The organism is Specibacter sp. NPDC078709 (assembly GCF_040686795.1).
Classification (GTDB): Bacteria; Actinomycetota; Actinomycetes; order Actinomycetales; family Micrococcaceae; genus Specibacter.
Window position 1 is genome coordinate 22,018 of sequence record NZ_JBFBLU010000011.1, and the last position, 14,685, is coordinate 36,702.

Annotated in this window: 17 protein-coding genes; 7 read left to right on the plus strand and 10 right to left on the minus strand. The window is 59.9% G+C overall.

The genetic code is table 11. From position 1 onward, the window contains the following. Nucleotides 1-29 precede the first annotated feature (29 nt). Nucleotides 30-1,604, plus strand: a complete 1,575-nt coding sequence (locus AB0P14_RS16240) for an aminopeptidase P family protein (RefSeq protein WP_363844587.1) — start codon at nt 30-32, stop codon at nt 1,602-1,604. A 114-nt stretch (nt 1,605-1,718) separates the two neighbouring features. Here AB0P14_RS16240 and AB0P14_RS16245 read toward each other — a convergent pair whose 3' ends face one another. The 3 genes from AB0P14_RS16245 to AB0P14_RS16255 form a co-directional block, all read right to left on the minus strand. After that, entirely contained in the window at nt 1,719-2,006 is a 288-nt protein-coding gene (locus AB0P14_RS16245) for a transcriptional regulator (RefSeq protein WP_363844590.1), read from the minus strand. Beyond that, nucleotides 2,003-2,494, minus strand: a complete 492-nt coding sequence (locus AB0P14_RS16250) for a hypothetical protein (protein WP_363844592.1) — start codon at nt 2,492-2,494, stop codon at nt 2,003-2,005. Before AB0P14_RS16250 ends, AB0P14_RS16245 begins: the two co-directional genes overlap by 4 nt. Nucleotides 2,495-2,704: 210 nt before the next feature. Next, complete coding sequence (locus AB0P14_RS16255; protein ID WP_363844595.1) at nt 2,705-3,628, minus strand: general stress protein; 924 nt, start codon at nt 3,626-3,628, stop codon at nt 2,705-2,707. A 255-nt stretch (nt 3,629-3,883) separates the two neighbouring features. Between AB0P14_RS16255 and AB0P14_RS16260 the strand changes: the two genes are divergently transcribed. Genes AB0P14_RS16260 through AB0P14_RS16270 form a run of 3 tightly spaced genes read left to right on the plus strand, consistent with a single transcriptional unit; the run spans nt 3,884 to nt 6,944 of the window. Beyond that, entirely contained in the window at nt 3,884-5,167 is a 1,284-nt protein-coding gene (locus tag AB0P14_RS16260; protein ID WP_363844598.1) for a CBS domain-containing protein, read from the plus strand. Between the two features lie 37 nt (nt 5,168-5,204). Then, complete coding sequence (locus AB0P14_RS16265) at nt 5,205-5,804, plus strand: DUF1003 domain-containing protein (protein ID WP_363844784.1); 600 nt, start codon at nt 5,205-5,207, stop codon at nt 5,802-5,804. A gap of 12 nt (nt 5,805-5,816) precedes the next feature. Then, nucleotides 5,817-6,944, plus strand: coding sequence for a P-loop NTPase (locus AB0P14_RS16270; RefSeq protein WP_363844601.1), 1,128 nt, complete (start codon nt 5,817-5,819; stop codon nt 6,942-6,944). 124 nt (nt 6,945-7,068) lie between these two features. Here the strand turns inward: AB0P14_RS16270 and AB0P14_RS16275 are convergent, their stop codons facing one another. Further along, on the minus strand, nt 7,069-7,500 hold the full coding sequence (locus AB0P14_RS16275; protein ID WP_363844604.1) for a Sec-independent protein translocase TatB: 432 nt from the start codon (nt 7,498-7,500) through the stop codon (nt 7,069-7,071). A gap of 110 nt (nt 7,501-7,610) precedes the next feature. Beyond that, on the minus strand, nt 7,611-8,258 hold the full coding sequence (sigE, locus tag AB0P14_RS16280) for an RNA polymerase sigma factor SigE (protein ID WP_363844607.1): 648 nt from the start codon (nt 8,256-8,258) through the stop codon (nt 7,611-7,613). Nucleotides 8,259-8,456: 198 nt separating this feature from the next. Between sigE and AB0P14_RS16285 the strand changes: the two genes are divergently transcribed. Then, complete coding sequence (locus AB0P14_RS16285) at nt 8,457-9,089, plus strand: O-methyltransferase (protein ID WP_363844610.1); 633 nt, start codon at nt 8,457-8,459, stop codon at nt 9,087-9,089. Nucleotides 9,090-9,160: 71 nt separating this feature from the next. On the opposite strand, the gene AB0P14_RS16290 is transcribed toward AB0P14_RS16285, so the two are convergent. The 5 genes from AB0P14_RS16290 to AB0P14_RS16310 all read right to left on the minus strand — a co-directional run bounded on the left by AB0P14_RS16290 (nt 9,161) and on the right by AB0P14_RS16310 (nt 12,719). Further along, nucleotides 9,161-9,328 (minus strand): DUF3117 domain-containing protein, encoded by a 168-nt coding sequence (locus AB0P14_RS16290; protein ID WP_082634113.1) that lies wholly within the window; start codon nt 9,326-9,328, stop codon nt 9,161-9,163. Nucleotides 9,329-9,480: 152 nt separating this feature from the next. Then, nucleotides 9,481-10,725, minus strand: coding sequence for a hypothetical protein (locus AB0P14_RS16295; protein ID WP_363844614.1), 1,245 nt, complete (start codon nt 10,723-10,725; stop codon nt 9,481-9,483). A gap of 42 nt (nt 10,726-10,767) precedes the next feature. Then, the gene (locus AB0P14_RS16300) at nt 10,768-11,379 is read right to left on the minus strand and encodes a DNA-3-methyladenine glycosylase I (protein WP_363844617.1); all 612 of its coding nucleotides are present in this window, start codon (nt 11,377-11,379) and stop codon (nt 10,768-10,770) included. Beyond that, nucleotides 11,379-11,888: a DivIVA domain-containing protein gene (locus AB0P14_RS16305; RefSeq protein WP_363844620.1), complete on the minus strand. Its 510-nt coding sequence runs from the start codon at nt 11,886-11,888 to the stop codon at nt 11,379-11,381. The genes AB0P14_RS16300 and AB0P14_RS16305 overlap by 1 nt, the downstream gene beginning before the upstream one ends. A 57-nt stretch (nt 11,889-11,945) precedes the next feature. Beyond that, entirely contained in the window at nt 11,946-12,719 is a 774-nt protein-coding gene (locus AB0P14_RS16310) for a TIGR00730 family Rossman fold protein (RefSeq protein WP_363844623.1), read from the minus strand. A 120-nt stretch (nt 12,720-12,839) separates the two neighbouring features. Between AB0P14_RS16310 and AB0P14_RS16315 the strand changes: the two genes are divergently transcribed. Both AB0P14_RS16315 and AB0P14_RS16320 read left to right on the plus strand, forming a co-directional pair. Beyond that, entirely contained in the window at nt 12,840-13,598 is a 759-nt protein-coding gene (locus AB0P14_RS16315; protein ID WP_363844626.1) for an amino acid ABC transporter ATP-binding protein, read from the plus strand. A 155-nt stretch (nt 13,599-13,753) separates the two neighbouring features. Continuing rightward, nucleotides 13,754-14,602 carry a glutamate ABC transporter substrate-binding protein gene (locus tag AB0P14_RS16320; RefSeq protein ID WP_363844787.1) on the plus strand — a complete coding sequence of 283 codons (849 nt, stop codon included), beginning with the start codon at nt 13,754-13,756 and terminating at the stop codon, nt 14,600-14,602. Nucleotides 14,603-14,685 lie beyond the last annotated feature (83 nt).

Genomic DNA, 14,685 nt, shown 5'->3' on the forward strand with positions numbered 1-14,685 from the left:
CTTTGCGCAAGCGGTGGGAGACTTAAGGGGTGAATCAGACTGAGCAATCCTCCGCGAACCCCGACCACACCAGCGAACTGCCCCTTGAGGAGCGTGTGAACAACCGTTCGCATCGCCCCGACTCGGATGCTTTCCGTACCTTTATGGCCTCCAATTGGGCGCCCTCATCAGCGCAGCTGCCGGCCCGTGACGAGGTGGCAGACCATGCCGCGCGCCGCCGTCGTGCCATTTCTGTGCAGTTCCCCGGCGAGCGCTTGGTGATTCCTTCCGGCCCTCTGAAGGTTCGCTCCAATGACTGCGATTACCGTTTCCGCCCGCACTCCGCCTTCGCGCACCTGACAGGTTTAGGCGTGGACCATGAGCCCGACGCCGTGCTGGTCTTGGATCCGGTTACAGAGGGTGAAGGGGACGACGGCGGCCATCACCTCGCCACCCTGTACTTCCGCCCCATGTCGGGCCGGGACACGAAGGAGTTCTATGCCGATTCCCGCAGCGGCGAGTTCTGGATTGGCCGCCGCCCCACCCTGCCCGAGTTCCAGTCTCAGCTGGGACTGCCCACCGCAGATGTCACCGACCTTGAAGTTGCCATCACCAAGAATGTTGGCGAGACGTCCGTGGGCGGCACCTCCATCCGTTTGGTGCGCAAGGTTGACGAGAACATTGACGCTCTCGTGGACACCGCCCGGTACAACACGGCAGCGAACCCCGACGCTTTGGACTTCAGTGCCTTGGATGGCTTGGACGCCAAGCTGGCCGAGGCCCTCTCCGAGCTGCGCCTGATCAAGGACGCTTGGGAAATCGAGCAGATGAAGATTGCTGTCGCAGCGACCATCAACGGTTTCGAGGACATTGTCCGCGCCTTGCCGCGTGCAGTTTCCCACCAGCGCGGCGAACGCGTTGTCGAAGGCGCGTTCTTTGCCCGTGCCCGCGAAGAAGGCAATGAGCTGGGCTACGACACCATTGCCGCCGCAGGCAACAACGCCACAGTGCTGCATTGGAATCGCAACACAGGCACCGTCAACGAGGGGCAGATGCTGCTCGTGGACGCCGGTGTTGAAGCTGATTCCCTCTACACCGCTGACATCACCCGCACACTGCCAGTCAACGGCAAGTACTCGCCAGTTCAGCGCAAGATCTACCAAGCAGTCCTTGATGCCGCCGACGCCGCCTTCGCCGTAGCCGTTCCCGGCCGCAAGTTCCGCGACGTCCACACGGCAGCCATGGAGGTTCTGGCAGACCGCCTCGCAGCGTGGGGTCTGCTGCCCGTCACGCCCGAGGTGGCCCTGTCCGTTGATGGCCAGCAGCACCGCCGCTGGATGCCGCACGGCACCAGCCACCACCTGGGCATGGACGTGCACGATTGCGCTCAGGCCCGCGCCGAGCTATACCTCGATGGCATCATCACCGAGGGCATGGTCTTCACGATCGAGCCCGGCCTGTACTTCAAGGACGAGGACCTGGCCATCCCGGCCGAGTTCCGCGGCAACGGCGTGCGCATCGAGGACGACATCCTCATCACCGCCAACGGCCCCGTCAACTTGAGCGCTGCGCTCCCCCGCACGCCCGAGGACGTCGAGGCCTGGATGGCGAGCCTGTCCAACTGATCTGTCCGTAGCCGGCTTTCGGCTATGAAGCACGACGACGGGAGATCACCTTTTGCGCAAAGGTGACCTCCCGTCGTCGTTGTTTCCAGCGCCGGCCCCTGCTGAGGTCCAGGCTCAAACTCCGGCGATCAAGGCCTTCAGCACCGCCACGTGCTCCGCGTAGGCACGGCTACCTTCCGGCGTCAACGCGGCCCAGGTCTTGACCCGGCCCTTCCCCGTTGGTTTAGTCAGCACCACGTATCCGGCTTCTTCAAGAACTTTCAAATGCTTGCTGGTCACGGAGTCTGCCACACCCAGCATGTCCCTGATGGAACCAAACTCTGCCTGCGTAACACCGCTGAGAAATGCGCAGATCTGCAGCCGGTTGCTGGCGTGGATGACCTCGTTTAGCCCTGCGCTCATAGCTTGTGCCGTAATTGGCTGCGCAGAGCCACGTCAAAACGCCGGCCAAAAACATTCACGGCAACAAAAACAACGACGCCAACCACCCATGCCGGCCAGTCGAGCCCACGTTCTGCGTGCAAATAATAGGCCCCGCCCATGCCGGCAACCATGATCAAGGCCAGGGGAAGCGTCCACCAGCTGGCCTTACCCGCTGTCAGTCCGTTGATCCACATCCCCGTCTTCTTCTTGTAGGTTCCCACCAAGATGCCGATGCCAACGAAAAATACCAGGAAAGCAACAACCATCACCACTATGCCGCCGATTGTGTAGGCAACCACAAAGGCGCCCGCCAGCAGCCCCAAGATCGGGTGGTACCACCACGGCGTGACGAGACGGTCGGCCGCATTGGCCCTAGCCCCTTCAATAGCAGCCACCGCAATTTGAGCTTCCTGAGCTTCCTGAGTTTCATGTGCGTGCTGTGCGTCCTGAGCTGAATTACTTTCCATAACGGAAAGCTAATCACTTTCCAAGCGGGAAAGTCAATAGTTGACTTGCTGCCACCTCTGATGTCCCGCCCACGGCCTGTGACCATGCCCGCCGACGATAAGCAGCAGACGCAAAATGCCACCTCTCCCGTCTATTGCCGTGGGGTTACTGGCGGCACTGTGCAAGGGAGCGGCGGCATTTTCAGCTGCTACTGAGAATCCTACGGAGAGTTACTGCTCCGGGTCAGCTGCATGAGGCGGCTTGGCTGGGGCTGCGGGCGCATCTGGGTCTACAGGGGCGGGTGCTGGTGTGGCTGACGGGGCAGGCTGCGGGGACTCCACACGAATACCATACTGTGGCCGGCCATCGGGCAGGTCAGGGAACTGACCGCGGCGCGGACCATCCAGAGGGGCCTGACCTGGGCGGTCATTCTCGGTTGGTGCATGAATCGATGGCTCGTTGCCGGCAGCTTCTGCCGCGGCCGGATCGGCTGGGGCGTAAGGATCGTGCCAGCCCTCGGGGCGGGTCGGTGCCGGCCCGGCAGCAGGCGGCTGAACCGGTGGTCGGTATCCCTGCGATCCTTGGCCCTGGCCCTGGAAGCCCTGACCTTGCGAGCCTTGGCCTTGGTAGTTCTGGGGGCGCACAGCATTGGAATTCATGGGCAGTTGCGCCAGGAGGCGCCGAGCTTCCATAGCCACATCGGGGGTGACAATGACGTCGTAGCTAGAAGCCAGCACCTGATTCGTGGAAGTGAAATCACGCTTGCCCCGCTGGGCCGCATAGCCGATGATCGCAAACAACATCCACAGCGCAGCACCCAAGAATACGGCGGTGATGACATTGATGTACGGCGCGCCGGCGTTGGTTGCCGAGTCGAAGAAGCTGAGCATCACGCCAATGAACAAGCCGAACCACGCACCTGTCATAGCCCCCGTCAGGGCTACTCGAGGGTAGCTGAGCTTGCCGGTGACGCGCTCCACCATCTTCAGGTCATTGCCCACAATGGAAACGTGCCGGACAGGGAACTTCTCATCTGCCAGGTAATCAACCGCCTTCTGGGCATCCAAGTAGGAAGTATAAGAGCCGATTGTTTCCCCAACGGGAACAATGCGGGCCTCATCCAAGGGTCGGGTCCGTCCAAAGAGGTTTGCCATAGCTTCATTCTCTCGCATGTTCCTGCACATTGGCTGGAGTATCGCTGGCAGTGAAATGAACAAAGCCTCCGCGACCCCACTCAGCGACCTAGTACAACTGCTCAATATCACCCCTCCGTTCCTGACAATATTCCGTGCAGGGGTGCGCTGCTCTGCAACGCACCCCTGCGCTGCTCCGCAATGGTTCTGCAACGCCCCACATAACGTTCACTTCAACGTTGCGTCATTGTCCGGCAGGCCAAGTAGCCTATATACGTGAGCACTCAACCAACGCGCATCTTTGTCGCCCGCCTTCTGGGCCTTGACGTCTTCGACCCCTTGGGCGATAGGCTCGGCAAACTGCGAGATGTGGTGGTCTTGGGCCGTGGCCCACAAACAGCACCGCACGCCGTGGGCATTGTGGTGGAAGTCCCTGGCAAGAAGCGAGTCTTCGTGCCCATGACCCGGCTGACCTCCATGGACCAGTCTCAGATCATCTGCACCGGCCTGGTGAATTTGCGACGCTTTGAACAACGCGGCGCTGAACAGTTGGTGTTGGGTGGCATTTTTGACCGCAAGGTCACTCTGGTTGACGGCAGCGGCTTTGCTGTCATTGAAGACATTGCCATGGACAAGCAGCGCAACGGTGACTGGCTCGTGACCAAGCTGTTCGTCCGCCGCGGTTCCTCCACCTCCCGTCTACGTGGGCTGCGCCGCGGCCACACCATACTCATCGACTGGTCTGAGGCCCGCGCCGAAGATGTTGCAGCACCGCAAAGCGCTTCCGTTTTCGTGGCCACCCATGAGGACCTCAAGCCCGCCGACTTTGCTGATGCCCTCCAAGAGATGAGCGATAAACGCCGCGTGGAGGTAGCCAGCGAACTCCAGGATGAGCGTCTGGCTGACATTATGTCCGAGCTCCCGGAAGATGATCAGGTCACCTTGTTGTCGGCGTTGGACAATGAACGTGCAGCCGATGTGCTCGAAGAGATGGACCCCGACGACGCCGCCGATCTCCTGGCCGATCTCCCCCAAGCCAAGGCCGAGGAATTGCTGCTGCTCATGGAGCCGGAGGAAGCCAAAGACGTCCGCCGCCTGCTCCAGTACGAGGAAGGAACCGCCGGCGCCCTGATGACACCGGTTCCGGTCATCCTGCCACCGGAAGCCACGGTCGCCGAGGCCCTGGCCCATGTACGCAGTGAGGACCTCTCCCCCGCATTGGCCTCCTCCATTTTCATTTGCCGACCACCTCTGGAAACACCCACCGGCCGCTTCCTCGGCGTCGTGCATATCCAACAGCTATTGCGCAGCGCTCCGCCGGAACAACTGGGCACCATTGTGGATAAGAATCTGGAGCCCGTGTCCGATCAGGATGACATCTCCGTGGTCAGCCACACCATGGCCTCCTATAACCTGAACTCGCTTCCTGTTGTCAACAAGGAGGGCCGCCTGGTCGGCGCCGTCACGGTTGATGACTTGTTGGATCATCTTTTGCCCGAGGATTGGCGTACCCATGAGGACGGCGCACCCATCAGAAAATTAGGAGGACGCATTGGCTGAGCGGCACCACGCCAAGGACGGCGGTCTCGACACACCTATGGAGCTGAAGTCGCGGCTCCTGCCCAACCTCGCAGGAGATCCGGACCTTTTTGGCCGCTTCGCCGAACGGTTCGCCCGTTACATGGGAACCGCCAACTTCCTGTTGTACATGACAATTTTTGTGATCGTCTGGATCGCCCTGAACGTCATTGGTCTCTTTGGGCTCAAGTGGGATCCCTATCCGTTCATCTTGTTGAACCTGTTCTTCTCCACCCAAGCCTCCTACGCTGCCCCGCTAATTCTGCTGGCCCAGAACCGTCAGGATGATAGGGACCGCGTCCAGATCGAGCAGGACCGCTCCCGCAATGAACGCAACCTGGCCGATACCGAGTACCTGACGCGCGAAGTGGCCGCCTTGCGGATTTCGTTACGTGAAGTGGCCACCCGTGACTTTGTGCGCTCAGAATTGCGCAGCCTGCTCGAGGAACTTATCGCAATCCAAGATGATGACGAGTCCGACGGCGATCTGCCCGACGGTGCCGATCATCAGAAGGAGCCAAGCGCCTCAAAACGGCGGCCCGCCACCAGCTCGTTGAAGACCGTCTCCCCCAAAAAATCTTCCAAAGGCGCCTCCGCCAAACGTTCCACCGACTTCTAAGGCCCGCATTCCATGACCACCCCGTCCGATTCCGCCCTACTCGCCGCGCTGGCCACTGTCATCGACCCCGAGCTGCGCCGCCCCATCACCGAGTTGGGGATGGTCGCCTCGGTAGCAGCGTTCGACGACGGACGGGTCCAGGCGCTCATCCGGCTCACCATTGCTGGCTGCCCCCTGCGTGAAACCATCACCCGGGATGTTAGCGCTGCACTATCAAAGCTCGACGGCGTCACGGATGTAATCGTGGACCTCACCGTCATGACAGCGGAGCAACGGGCCGAGTTGAAGGAACGTCTCAAGGGAGGCGCCGCTGAGCGCGGCATCCCGTTCAATGATGAGAACTCCCTGACCCGCGTCTATGCAGTCGCTAGCGGCAAGGGTGGTGTGGGCAAGTCCTCCGTCACCGTCAATCTGGCGTGTGCTTTAGCGGCCAAGGGGCTGCGTGTGGGCATTGTGGATGCTGACATCTACGGTTTCTCCGTGCCCGGCCTCATGGGCATTACGCAAGCACCCACGCGTGTGGACGAGATGATCCTTCCGCCGGTGGCGCACGACGTCAAGGTCATTTCGATTGGCATGTTTGTGGCCGGCAACCAGCCGGTGGCGTGGCGTGGCCCCATGCTGCACCGGGCCCTTGAACAATTCTTGGGCGATGTCTACTTCGGAGATCTGGACATCCTGCTGCTTGATCTGCCACCTGGCACCGGTGACATTGCTATTTCGGTGGGGCAATTGCTGCCCAAGGCTGAAATCTTGGTGGTCACCACCCCGCAGGCGGCCGCGGCCGATGTGGCCGAACGTGCCGGCGCCATTGCGGTGCAGACCGGGCAGAAGGTTGCCGGCGTCATTGAAAACATGTCATTTTTGACGCTGCCCGACGGCAGCACCATGGAGCTCTTTGGTTCCGGTGGCGGCGAAATCCTCGCCAAACGGCTGAGCCAAACAGTGAACTCGCCTGTGGAACTATTGGGCCAGATCCCGCTTGATGTGGCCTTGCGTGAAGGTGGAGATTCCGGGCTGCCCATTGTGCTCTCAGCTCCGCAGTCCGCAGCGGCACAAGCCTTGCTGGGTATCGCCGATAAGCTGGCAGTGCGCCCGCGAGGCTTGTCCGGCCTAAAGCTAGGCGTCACCCCCCGCTAACCACAGCGCGGGGCAATCACAACGCTATCGCAGCAATGGTGCCAAAAACTCAAACGCTATCGCAGCCAGGTGGGATAGCATTCCGAAAAATCCAACCATTGCTGCGATAGCGTCTTCTGTGGGGCTAGGTTGCTTCGATGTCGAACGGGGCCAGCTGGCCTTCGGCGAGGCGTTCTATGACCGGCGCTGTTGGGAGATCAGCGGCAGGCTGAGCTGCTTTCTCTTCCTTGGAATCTTTGCCCATCATGCTGGCGATGGCCGCACCGGGCGCGGTCTTGAGGGACTTGAGGGACTCAAGTTCCTCGTCGTCAATCAGCGCTTCGCGGATGATGCGGCGGGGATCGTACTGGCGAGGATCGAGCTTCTTCCAGTCAATATCATCGATATCAACCCCGGCCTCTTCCTTAATGGTTTCGCGCGCGCCAGAAGCCATCTTGCGCACCTCACGGATGAGGTTCTTCAGCTTGTCCACATAGCCGGGAAGCCGGGTAGGCCCAATCACCAATACTGCCAACAGAAGTATCAGGAGGAGCTCAGGGGTATTGATACCAAACACGTTAGGAAGATTACCCTCTCAGTACTCAAAGCAACGATTCCTAGCGATCACGCTTGAAATTTTACGAACTTCCACTGTGTGTCCGACAGCACATCAGCATCCCAAAGAGTCTAGCGTGCGCCAGCTATGCGTGGCAGCGAGAGCAACGGCTTACGCGCTGGGCGGAGCTCCTGAGGCTGGCGCGGTGCCCGATCTGCGAGAGATTCGCGCAACATGGCCCGGCCGCGATGGATCCGCGAACGCACTGTTCCGAGCTTGATGCCCAGTGCGTGCGCCACCTCATCGTAGGACAGGCCCTCCATGTCACACAGTACGACGGCGGCACGGAAGTCAGGCGGTAGCGCCTCCAGGGCGGCAGCGATGTCCAGGTCCAGGTTGTTGAACTCAAAAGTTCGCTCAGGTCCGGGATCGTTGCCCGCCAAGCGTGCCGTGGCATCTTCGGAGAGGGCATCGAAGCGGATGCGCTGCTTCCTACGGGCCTGGTCCAGGAACAAGTTGGTAGTGATGCGGTGTAGCCAGCCATCTAGCGTGCCTGGTTTGAAGTTGGCCAGGGACTTGAACACGCGGACAAAGACCTCTTGGGTGAGGTCCTCGGCGTCGAACTTGTTCCCTGTCAGACGGTAGGCGAGCCGGAAGACCTTGGCGGAGTGGTTGGCCACCACTTCATCCCACGACGGCGTCACCCAGTCGGCGGTGGCGGCAAGCTGGCCCGGGGCTACTTCTGCAGGACGGGCTGCCGGGGTAGTGGCTGAACTCATCGCTGCATCTCACTTCAATGGCTGTTTCGCTTCCCTGTTCAAGGGAACGGCGCAAAGGAAGGTTTCCTTTTAGTCTCAATAGTCTGCCAAACAAAGCTGACATTTTGCTGAATGATGACACTGATGGCGCCCGGCCGACAGGGGGTGCAGGCAGTAGGCTATATACCAGTCAACGCAACAGTTTAGGAAACAACACCCATGAGTGCCGATAAATCCACCAGCTGGTCCTACACGGAGGGCCTTCCCGTGGAAGACGTTGTTCTGCGACGCGCCCGCGAGCGTTCGCATGAGCTGGGCTTGTTCCCTGTGAGCCCCGGCGTGGCTGCTGCCCTGACCGTCTTGGCGGCAACCTCCAAGGCGCAGACAGCTGTTGAAATCGGTACCGGCGCCGGCGTTTCTGGTGTGGCGCTTTTGCGCGGTCTGGGACCCAAGGCCGTGCTGACCACGATCGATCCCGATGTGGACCATCTCAAGGCTGCTCGTGAGGCCTTCGTTGAGTCCGGTTCCCCTGCCAACCGCACCCGGACCATTTCCGGCCGCGGCCAGGACGTACTACCCCGCCTGACCGACGGCGCCTACGATCTGGTCTTCATTGACGCCGACAAGCCCAGCTTCCCCGAGTATGTCCAGCAGGCCATCAGACTATTGAAGACCGGCGGCCTTCTCATCATCAACGATGCCCTGGATAAGGACCGCGTCTCTGACCCGGCCATCCGCGAAACCAGCACCGTTGTGTTGCGCCAAGTAGGCAAGCTGATCCGCGAGCACGACTCACTGATCTCTGCCATGCTGCCCACCGGCGACGGCCTGCTGCTGGCTGTCAAGCGCTAAGAAGCGCTAATGAAACAGGCGGGGCAGCTTTCGCCGCCCCGCCTGTTTGAAACTTAGAGTTAGTGAAAAAGCTACTCGGTCACGCCTGCAAGACATTCCTTGAGACTAACTGCCTCGTCTGCATTCATCTCTACGACGAGACGTCCGCCGCCTTCCAATGGCAGGCGCAAGATCAAGCTCCGACCTTCTTTAGTCACTTCCATTGGACCGTCTCCGGTTCTAGGTTTCATGGCCGCCATCAGGAGTTCCCCTTTTCGTAGTACAAACCCGCATCTGCAGGGATTTCCCCTGCCAAGCGTTGATGTTGTATCGCTCACAACCCATTATTCCGTATGTGAGCGTCCGGGTGCTAATCGCCACAGACACCCATTGACAAATGTCTCGACGATCCTTACGGCGGCCACGCCTGTCCGGTGCTGATGGCGGTGAGTTGCCACAGCCAGACCACCCAAACAATTTGCAGCACATTAAACATCACCAGCACGCTCACACGGTAAGCCCTTGAGGTGGAAATGAACGCCGCCGCGAGGGCCAGCGGGAACAATGGCAGCAGCATCCTGAACGTGCTCGATTGGGGATGCAACACAGCCATGAGGTACAGCAGGTACATGCCGCACCACATCTGCATCTCGACGCCCAGACGCCGCACAGCTTTGGAATTGAGGTACAGCAGGACAAGTGCCACGAAAATGAGCGGCAGCAACGGCCCCCACAACGGACCTACCAGGTCCACACCGGCGTCGAACCATGGTTTGAAGAGCACCAGTTCAGTGCCCCGCCAAGCCGTCTCAGTATCGGTGTAAGCGGTGCGCTCCCCCGTCACCCACCAGGCGATGAGCATCCAGGCAAAGGCCATCACTGCGCTGACCACCAGCAGCACCGCGCCCCACACCATCTCAGCGGCCGGGAACGGATCGCGCTTCCGGTGCCACCAGCGCAGCACCAGATGCAGACCGACGACGGCGACCAAGGGCACCCCCGTTGGCCTCGACAGGCACAGCAGGATCACCATGGGCACAGCGGCACTATAGTTCCGTTTGAGAAGTAGATGCAGGGCTGCCGCCAGGAAGAATATGCCCAGAGACTCTGCGTAGGGAACCTGCAAGACCGGGGAAACGGGGAAGCTGGCAAAAAAGACCACACCCCACAGGGCGGTCCCCGGTGCAGCAAAATTCCGGAACAGCACATACACCATGAGCGCGGCCGCCAGTCCGGCTACCGTGGCAACGATGGCGCCCGAGGCCGCCCATTCCAACCCTGTTACGGCGCTTAAACCTCGTGCCAGGACTGGAAAGAGAGGGAAGAACGCCCATTGATTGGGGTAGGCAACGCCGTTGTCGTGGCGGGGAATGGTGGTGGGGTATCCGGCGTCGAAAACCCGCTCGTACCAGCCGGCATCCCAGCGGTTGATGAACGTCAGATAGTCGGGCTGACGTCCACCCCACGGCGATTCTTCAGCATGCCAGGCCGCCCCGAGAAAGACTGCGAAGGAGAACAAACGCGTAGCGGCATAGAGCAGACCGACGTGGAGCCACCACGGTGCCCGCTGCAACGGAGCTAACCAGCGGCGAAGTGCGGCGTAGATTTCCTCGTTGATGGAGGGCTTGGCTGCAGAGCCCGAATCGAGCTCACTCATATGTTGGGTCACTCTTGAACTGGTCACTCTTTGACTGCTCACTCAACGTTCGGGGCACTCACGGTCGAGGTTATTCGCACCAGCGGCAAGCCAGCAACCGGGTTGGTGATCGTTGACTACACCGACTGCCTGCATCATGGCGTACGCCGTGGTGGGGCCAACAAAAGAAAAGCCGAGCTTCTTTAGCGTCTTAGCTAATTGCGCAGACTCCGGTGTCTGGGACGCAACCGGTGCGTCTGGAAGCCGAGAATCTTGCGGAGCATGGTCGGCCAGTAGGGAGGCTAGCGTGATCCCCTCTGGCAGGGCCAGCAGGGCTTTCGCGTTTGCCATGGTGGCCCTGATTTTGAGCCGGTTGCGCACAATGCTGGAATCGTTCATGAGCCGTTCAAAATCGGCCTCGTCGAACGCGGCCACAGCGCCCGGGTCAAAGTTTTTGAATGCGGTCCTGAATGCTTCACGTTTTCGCAGGATCGTCAGCCAGCTCAGACCCGATTGGAATGCCTCTAGGCTCAGCCGTTCAAAGAGTTCGCGCTCCACGGTCTCCGGATCCCCGGACACAGGCTTGCCCCATTCCGTGTCGTGATAGAGCTGGTACTGCGCATCGCCTTCCATCCCGCCCCATGCGCAGCGGACCTTGCCATCACTGCTCGCCATCACAGCCAGCCGTCATTTCCATCCACGAGCCCGCAGCCCGAGCCTGCTCGTGAGTTCGAGCCCGAGCTAGACCCGGCTCCGGTGCTAGAGCCAGTTTCCGTGGCGTTGCCCGACTCGAGCCCAGCGTTTGCCGCCGTTGCAGCTAAGGGTGCGGCACCGGCGTCGTCCGCGTCTGAGCCAGTTGCCATGTCCGCAGCGGGGACGGCGGGGTTGCCGGACTCCAATGCAGCGATTCGCAAGTCCTTGGCCGCCAATTCATCGCGCAGCCGGTCTAACACCTCATCCACCTGATCCATGCGATAGCCGCGCAGTCCCAGTGAGAAGCGCAGTGTGTCTACGTCAGCCGGCTGAGGCGCGCCCGGCAGCAACACCGGTGGCAGGTTGGCCACGGGCGCACCAAGGACGTCATCGTACACCTCGATATTGGCCTGGGGCTTGTTCAGACCCACCACATAAAGCGCAGCCGCAGCAGCCACCATCACGGCAAGAAAGATCAGGAAGTAAGTCACTACACCATGGTGCCAGATGCACGGCGCGAAAGGGGGTTAGTCTCCTAGAGTCAGCCCCTAGCCGCCGGCTGCAACTCTGGCGCCAGCTTTTCCTTCCATGACAAGCTGCACGGCCTCTTCGGCGGTGTCGACCAGTTGCACGATGTCCAAGTCGCCAGCTGAGACCAGGCCCTGTTCCACCATGACATCCCGGATCCAGTCCATGAGCGGGGCCCAGAACGCCTTATCCACCAGCACTATGGGGAATTGGCTGACCTTGCTGGTCTGTACCAAAACCATGGCCTCGAAGAGTTCATCAAGGGTGCCGAGCCCGCCGGGCAACACCACAAAACCCTGGGCGTACTTGACGAACATAGTCTTGCGGGCGAAGAAGTAGCGGAAGTCGACACCGAGCCCCACCCATTCGTTCATGCCCTGCTCGAAGGGGAGCTCAATTCCCAAACCAATGGAGAGCCCGCCAGCCTCGGTGGCGCCGCGGTTCGCAGCCTCCATGGAGCCCGGGCCACCGCCGGTGATGACAGCTACACCGGCTTCCACCAGCAGCCTGCCAACCTCCATGCCGGTGGCGTAGTACGGGGAATCCGGCTTGGTGCGTGCCGAACCAAACACGCTGATGGCCGGGCCAATCTCGGCCAGCGCGTCAAAACCTTGAACGAACTCGCTTTGGATGCGCATGACCCGCCACGGGTCGGTGTGCGTGAAATCGGAGCTGCGCGGTGTTTCCAAAAGTCTCGCGTCTGCGGTGTCCGTGCCGAAGCCGTTTTTGCGCCAAATCCCGAATCGTCGTAGTTCGGGGCGGATGGGGCGGTTAGATCCTGTGGGTGCACTCATGCCCCTAGGGTACGTGAAAAGGGGCGGTGGCCTGCCTCACATTGTCTCGTTACCGTTACGATCCGGGAGGATGTTGGTGATTTCGCGCACTGAGCTCCGGAATTTGGATAGGTTAAATGCATGACAAATCCCGTACCTGCTCCTGCGCTCGTGGAACTCAAGGCCGTTAACAAACATTACGGCCCGCTCCACGTGCTTCAGAACATTAACTTGCAAGTTCCCAAGGGTGAAGTTCTGGTTGTCATTGGTCCTTCCGGGTCCGGTAAATCAACACTGTGCCGCACCATCAACCGGTTGGAAACCATTGACACTGGTTCCATCACCATTGATGGCAAAGAGCTACCCAAGGAAGGCAAGCAGCTTGCTAGTCTGCGTGCCGACGTTGGCATGGTGTTCCAGTCGTTCAACTTGTTTGCGCACAAAACCATCTTGGAAAATGTCACGCTCGGACCCATCAAGGTCAAGGGCATGTCCAAGCCCGACGCCGACAAACTGGCCTTGAGCTTGTTGGAACGTGTTGGCGTGGGACATCAGGCAGCAAAGTTGCCTGCCCAGCTTTCTGGTGGCCAGCAGCAGCGCGTCGCTATTGCACGAGCTTTGGCAATGAAGCCGAAGGTCATGCTCTTCGATGAGCCCACCAGTGCTTTGGACCCCGAAATGATCAATGAAGTCTTGGACGTCATGGTCGAGCTCGCCAAGGAAGGCATGACCATGGTGGTAGTAACCCACGAAATGGGCTTCGCCCGTAAGGCTGGCGACCGTGTCATCTTCATGGCTGACGGACAGATTGTGGAAGAAGCTACTCCGGAAGATTTCTTCACGAACCCACAGACTGACCGCGCCAAGGACTTCCTCTCCAAGATTCTCACCAACGGATAACTTGCACCCCTATTCTTCTGAACCTCGACTTTTGACCCTTGAAGTCATCATCACTCCGGCCCACACGGCCGACTATGAAAGGAAACCCCTTGAAAAATTTCTTTAGCCGAAAGAGCCTCAGCGTTGTGGCCATTATGGCTGCCGCAACGCTAGCTATGACAGGTTGTGGCGGTGGCGATTCCACCGGCGGCGATACTCCAGCCGGTGGCGATGCTGGTGCTACCGGCCTCACTTTTGAAGTAGCCAAGGATGTTGCCCTGACCGGCAGCCCCACCTTTGACAAAATCAAGGCCGACGGCGCTATCCGCATCGGTGTGAAGGAAGACCAGCCTGGACTAGGCTTCTTGGACGCCGTTACTAATGAGCGCAGCGGTTTCGACATTGAGATCGCGCGCTGGATGGCTGCTAGTTTGGGCGTCGCAGCTGACAAGATTGAATTCAAGGCAATTCCGTCCGCGAACCGCGAGTCGGCACTGGCCAACGGCGACGTTGACCTCTATGTAGGCACTTACTCCATCACCGACAAGCGTAAGAAGCTCGTTAACTTCGCCGGACCGTACTTCGTCACCGGTCAAGGCATTCTGGTAGCCAAGGACAACTCTGACATCACCAGTGAAAAGGACCTCACGGGCAAGAATGTTTGCTCGGCCACCGGATCCACGCCCATCCAGAACATCAAGGAGAACTTCCCGGGTGTCAAGACAACCGAGTTCGATGTCTACTCCAAGTGTGTAGATGCCTTGATCAGCGGAAGCGTCGACGCAGTTACAACCGATCAGGCTATCCTGCTTGGTTTTGCGTCAGAGCAGCCTGATGAGCTGAAAGTTGTAGGCGAACCCTTCACCGTAGAGAACTACGGCATTGGTTTGCCGCTGGGCGACACCGCCCTGCAGGACTTCTTGAATACGACTCTCACCGACGGTAACGCCACCTGGACCAAGATCTTCGATGCCACCTTGGGTAAGTCCGGTACAAAGGTTGAACAGCCCGCTGTTGAAAAGTAACAACCGTCCCTAGTGGGTGGTGCAGCACGGCAGTTTCTCGTGCTGCACCACCCACTTCGTCCTCTTTAATTCACTGAAAGCGA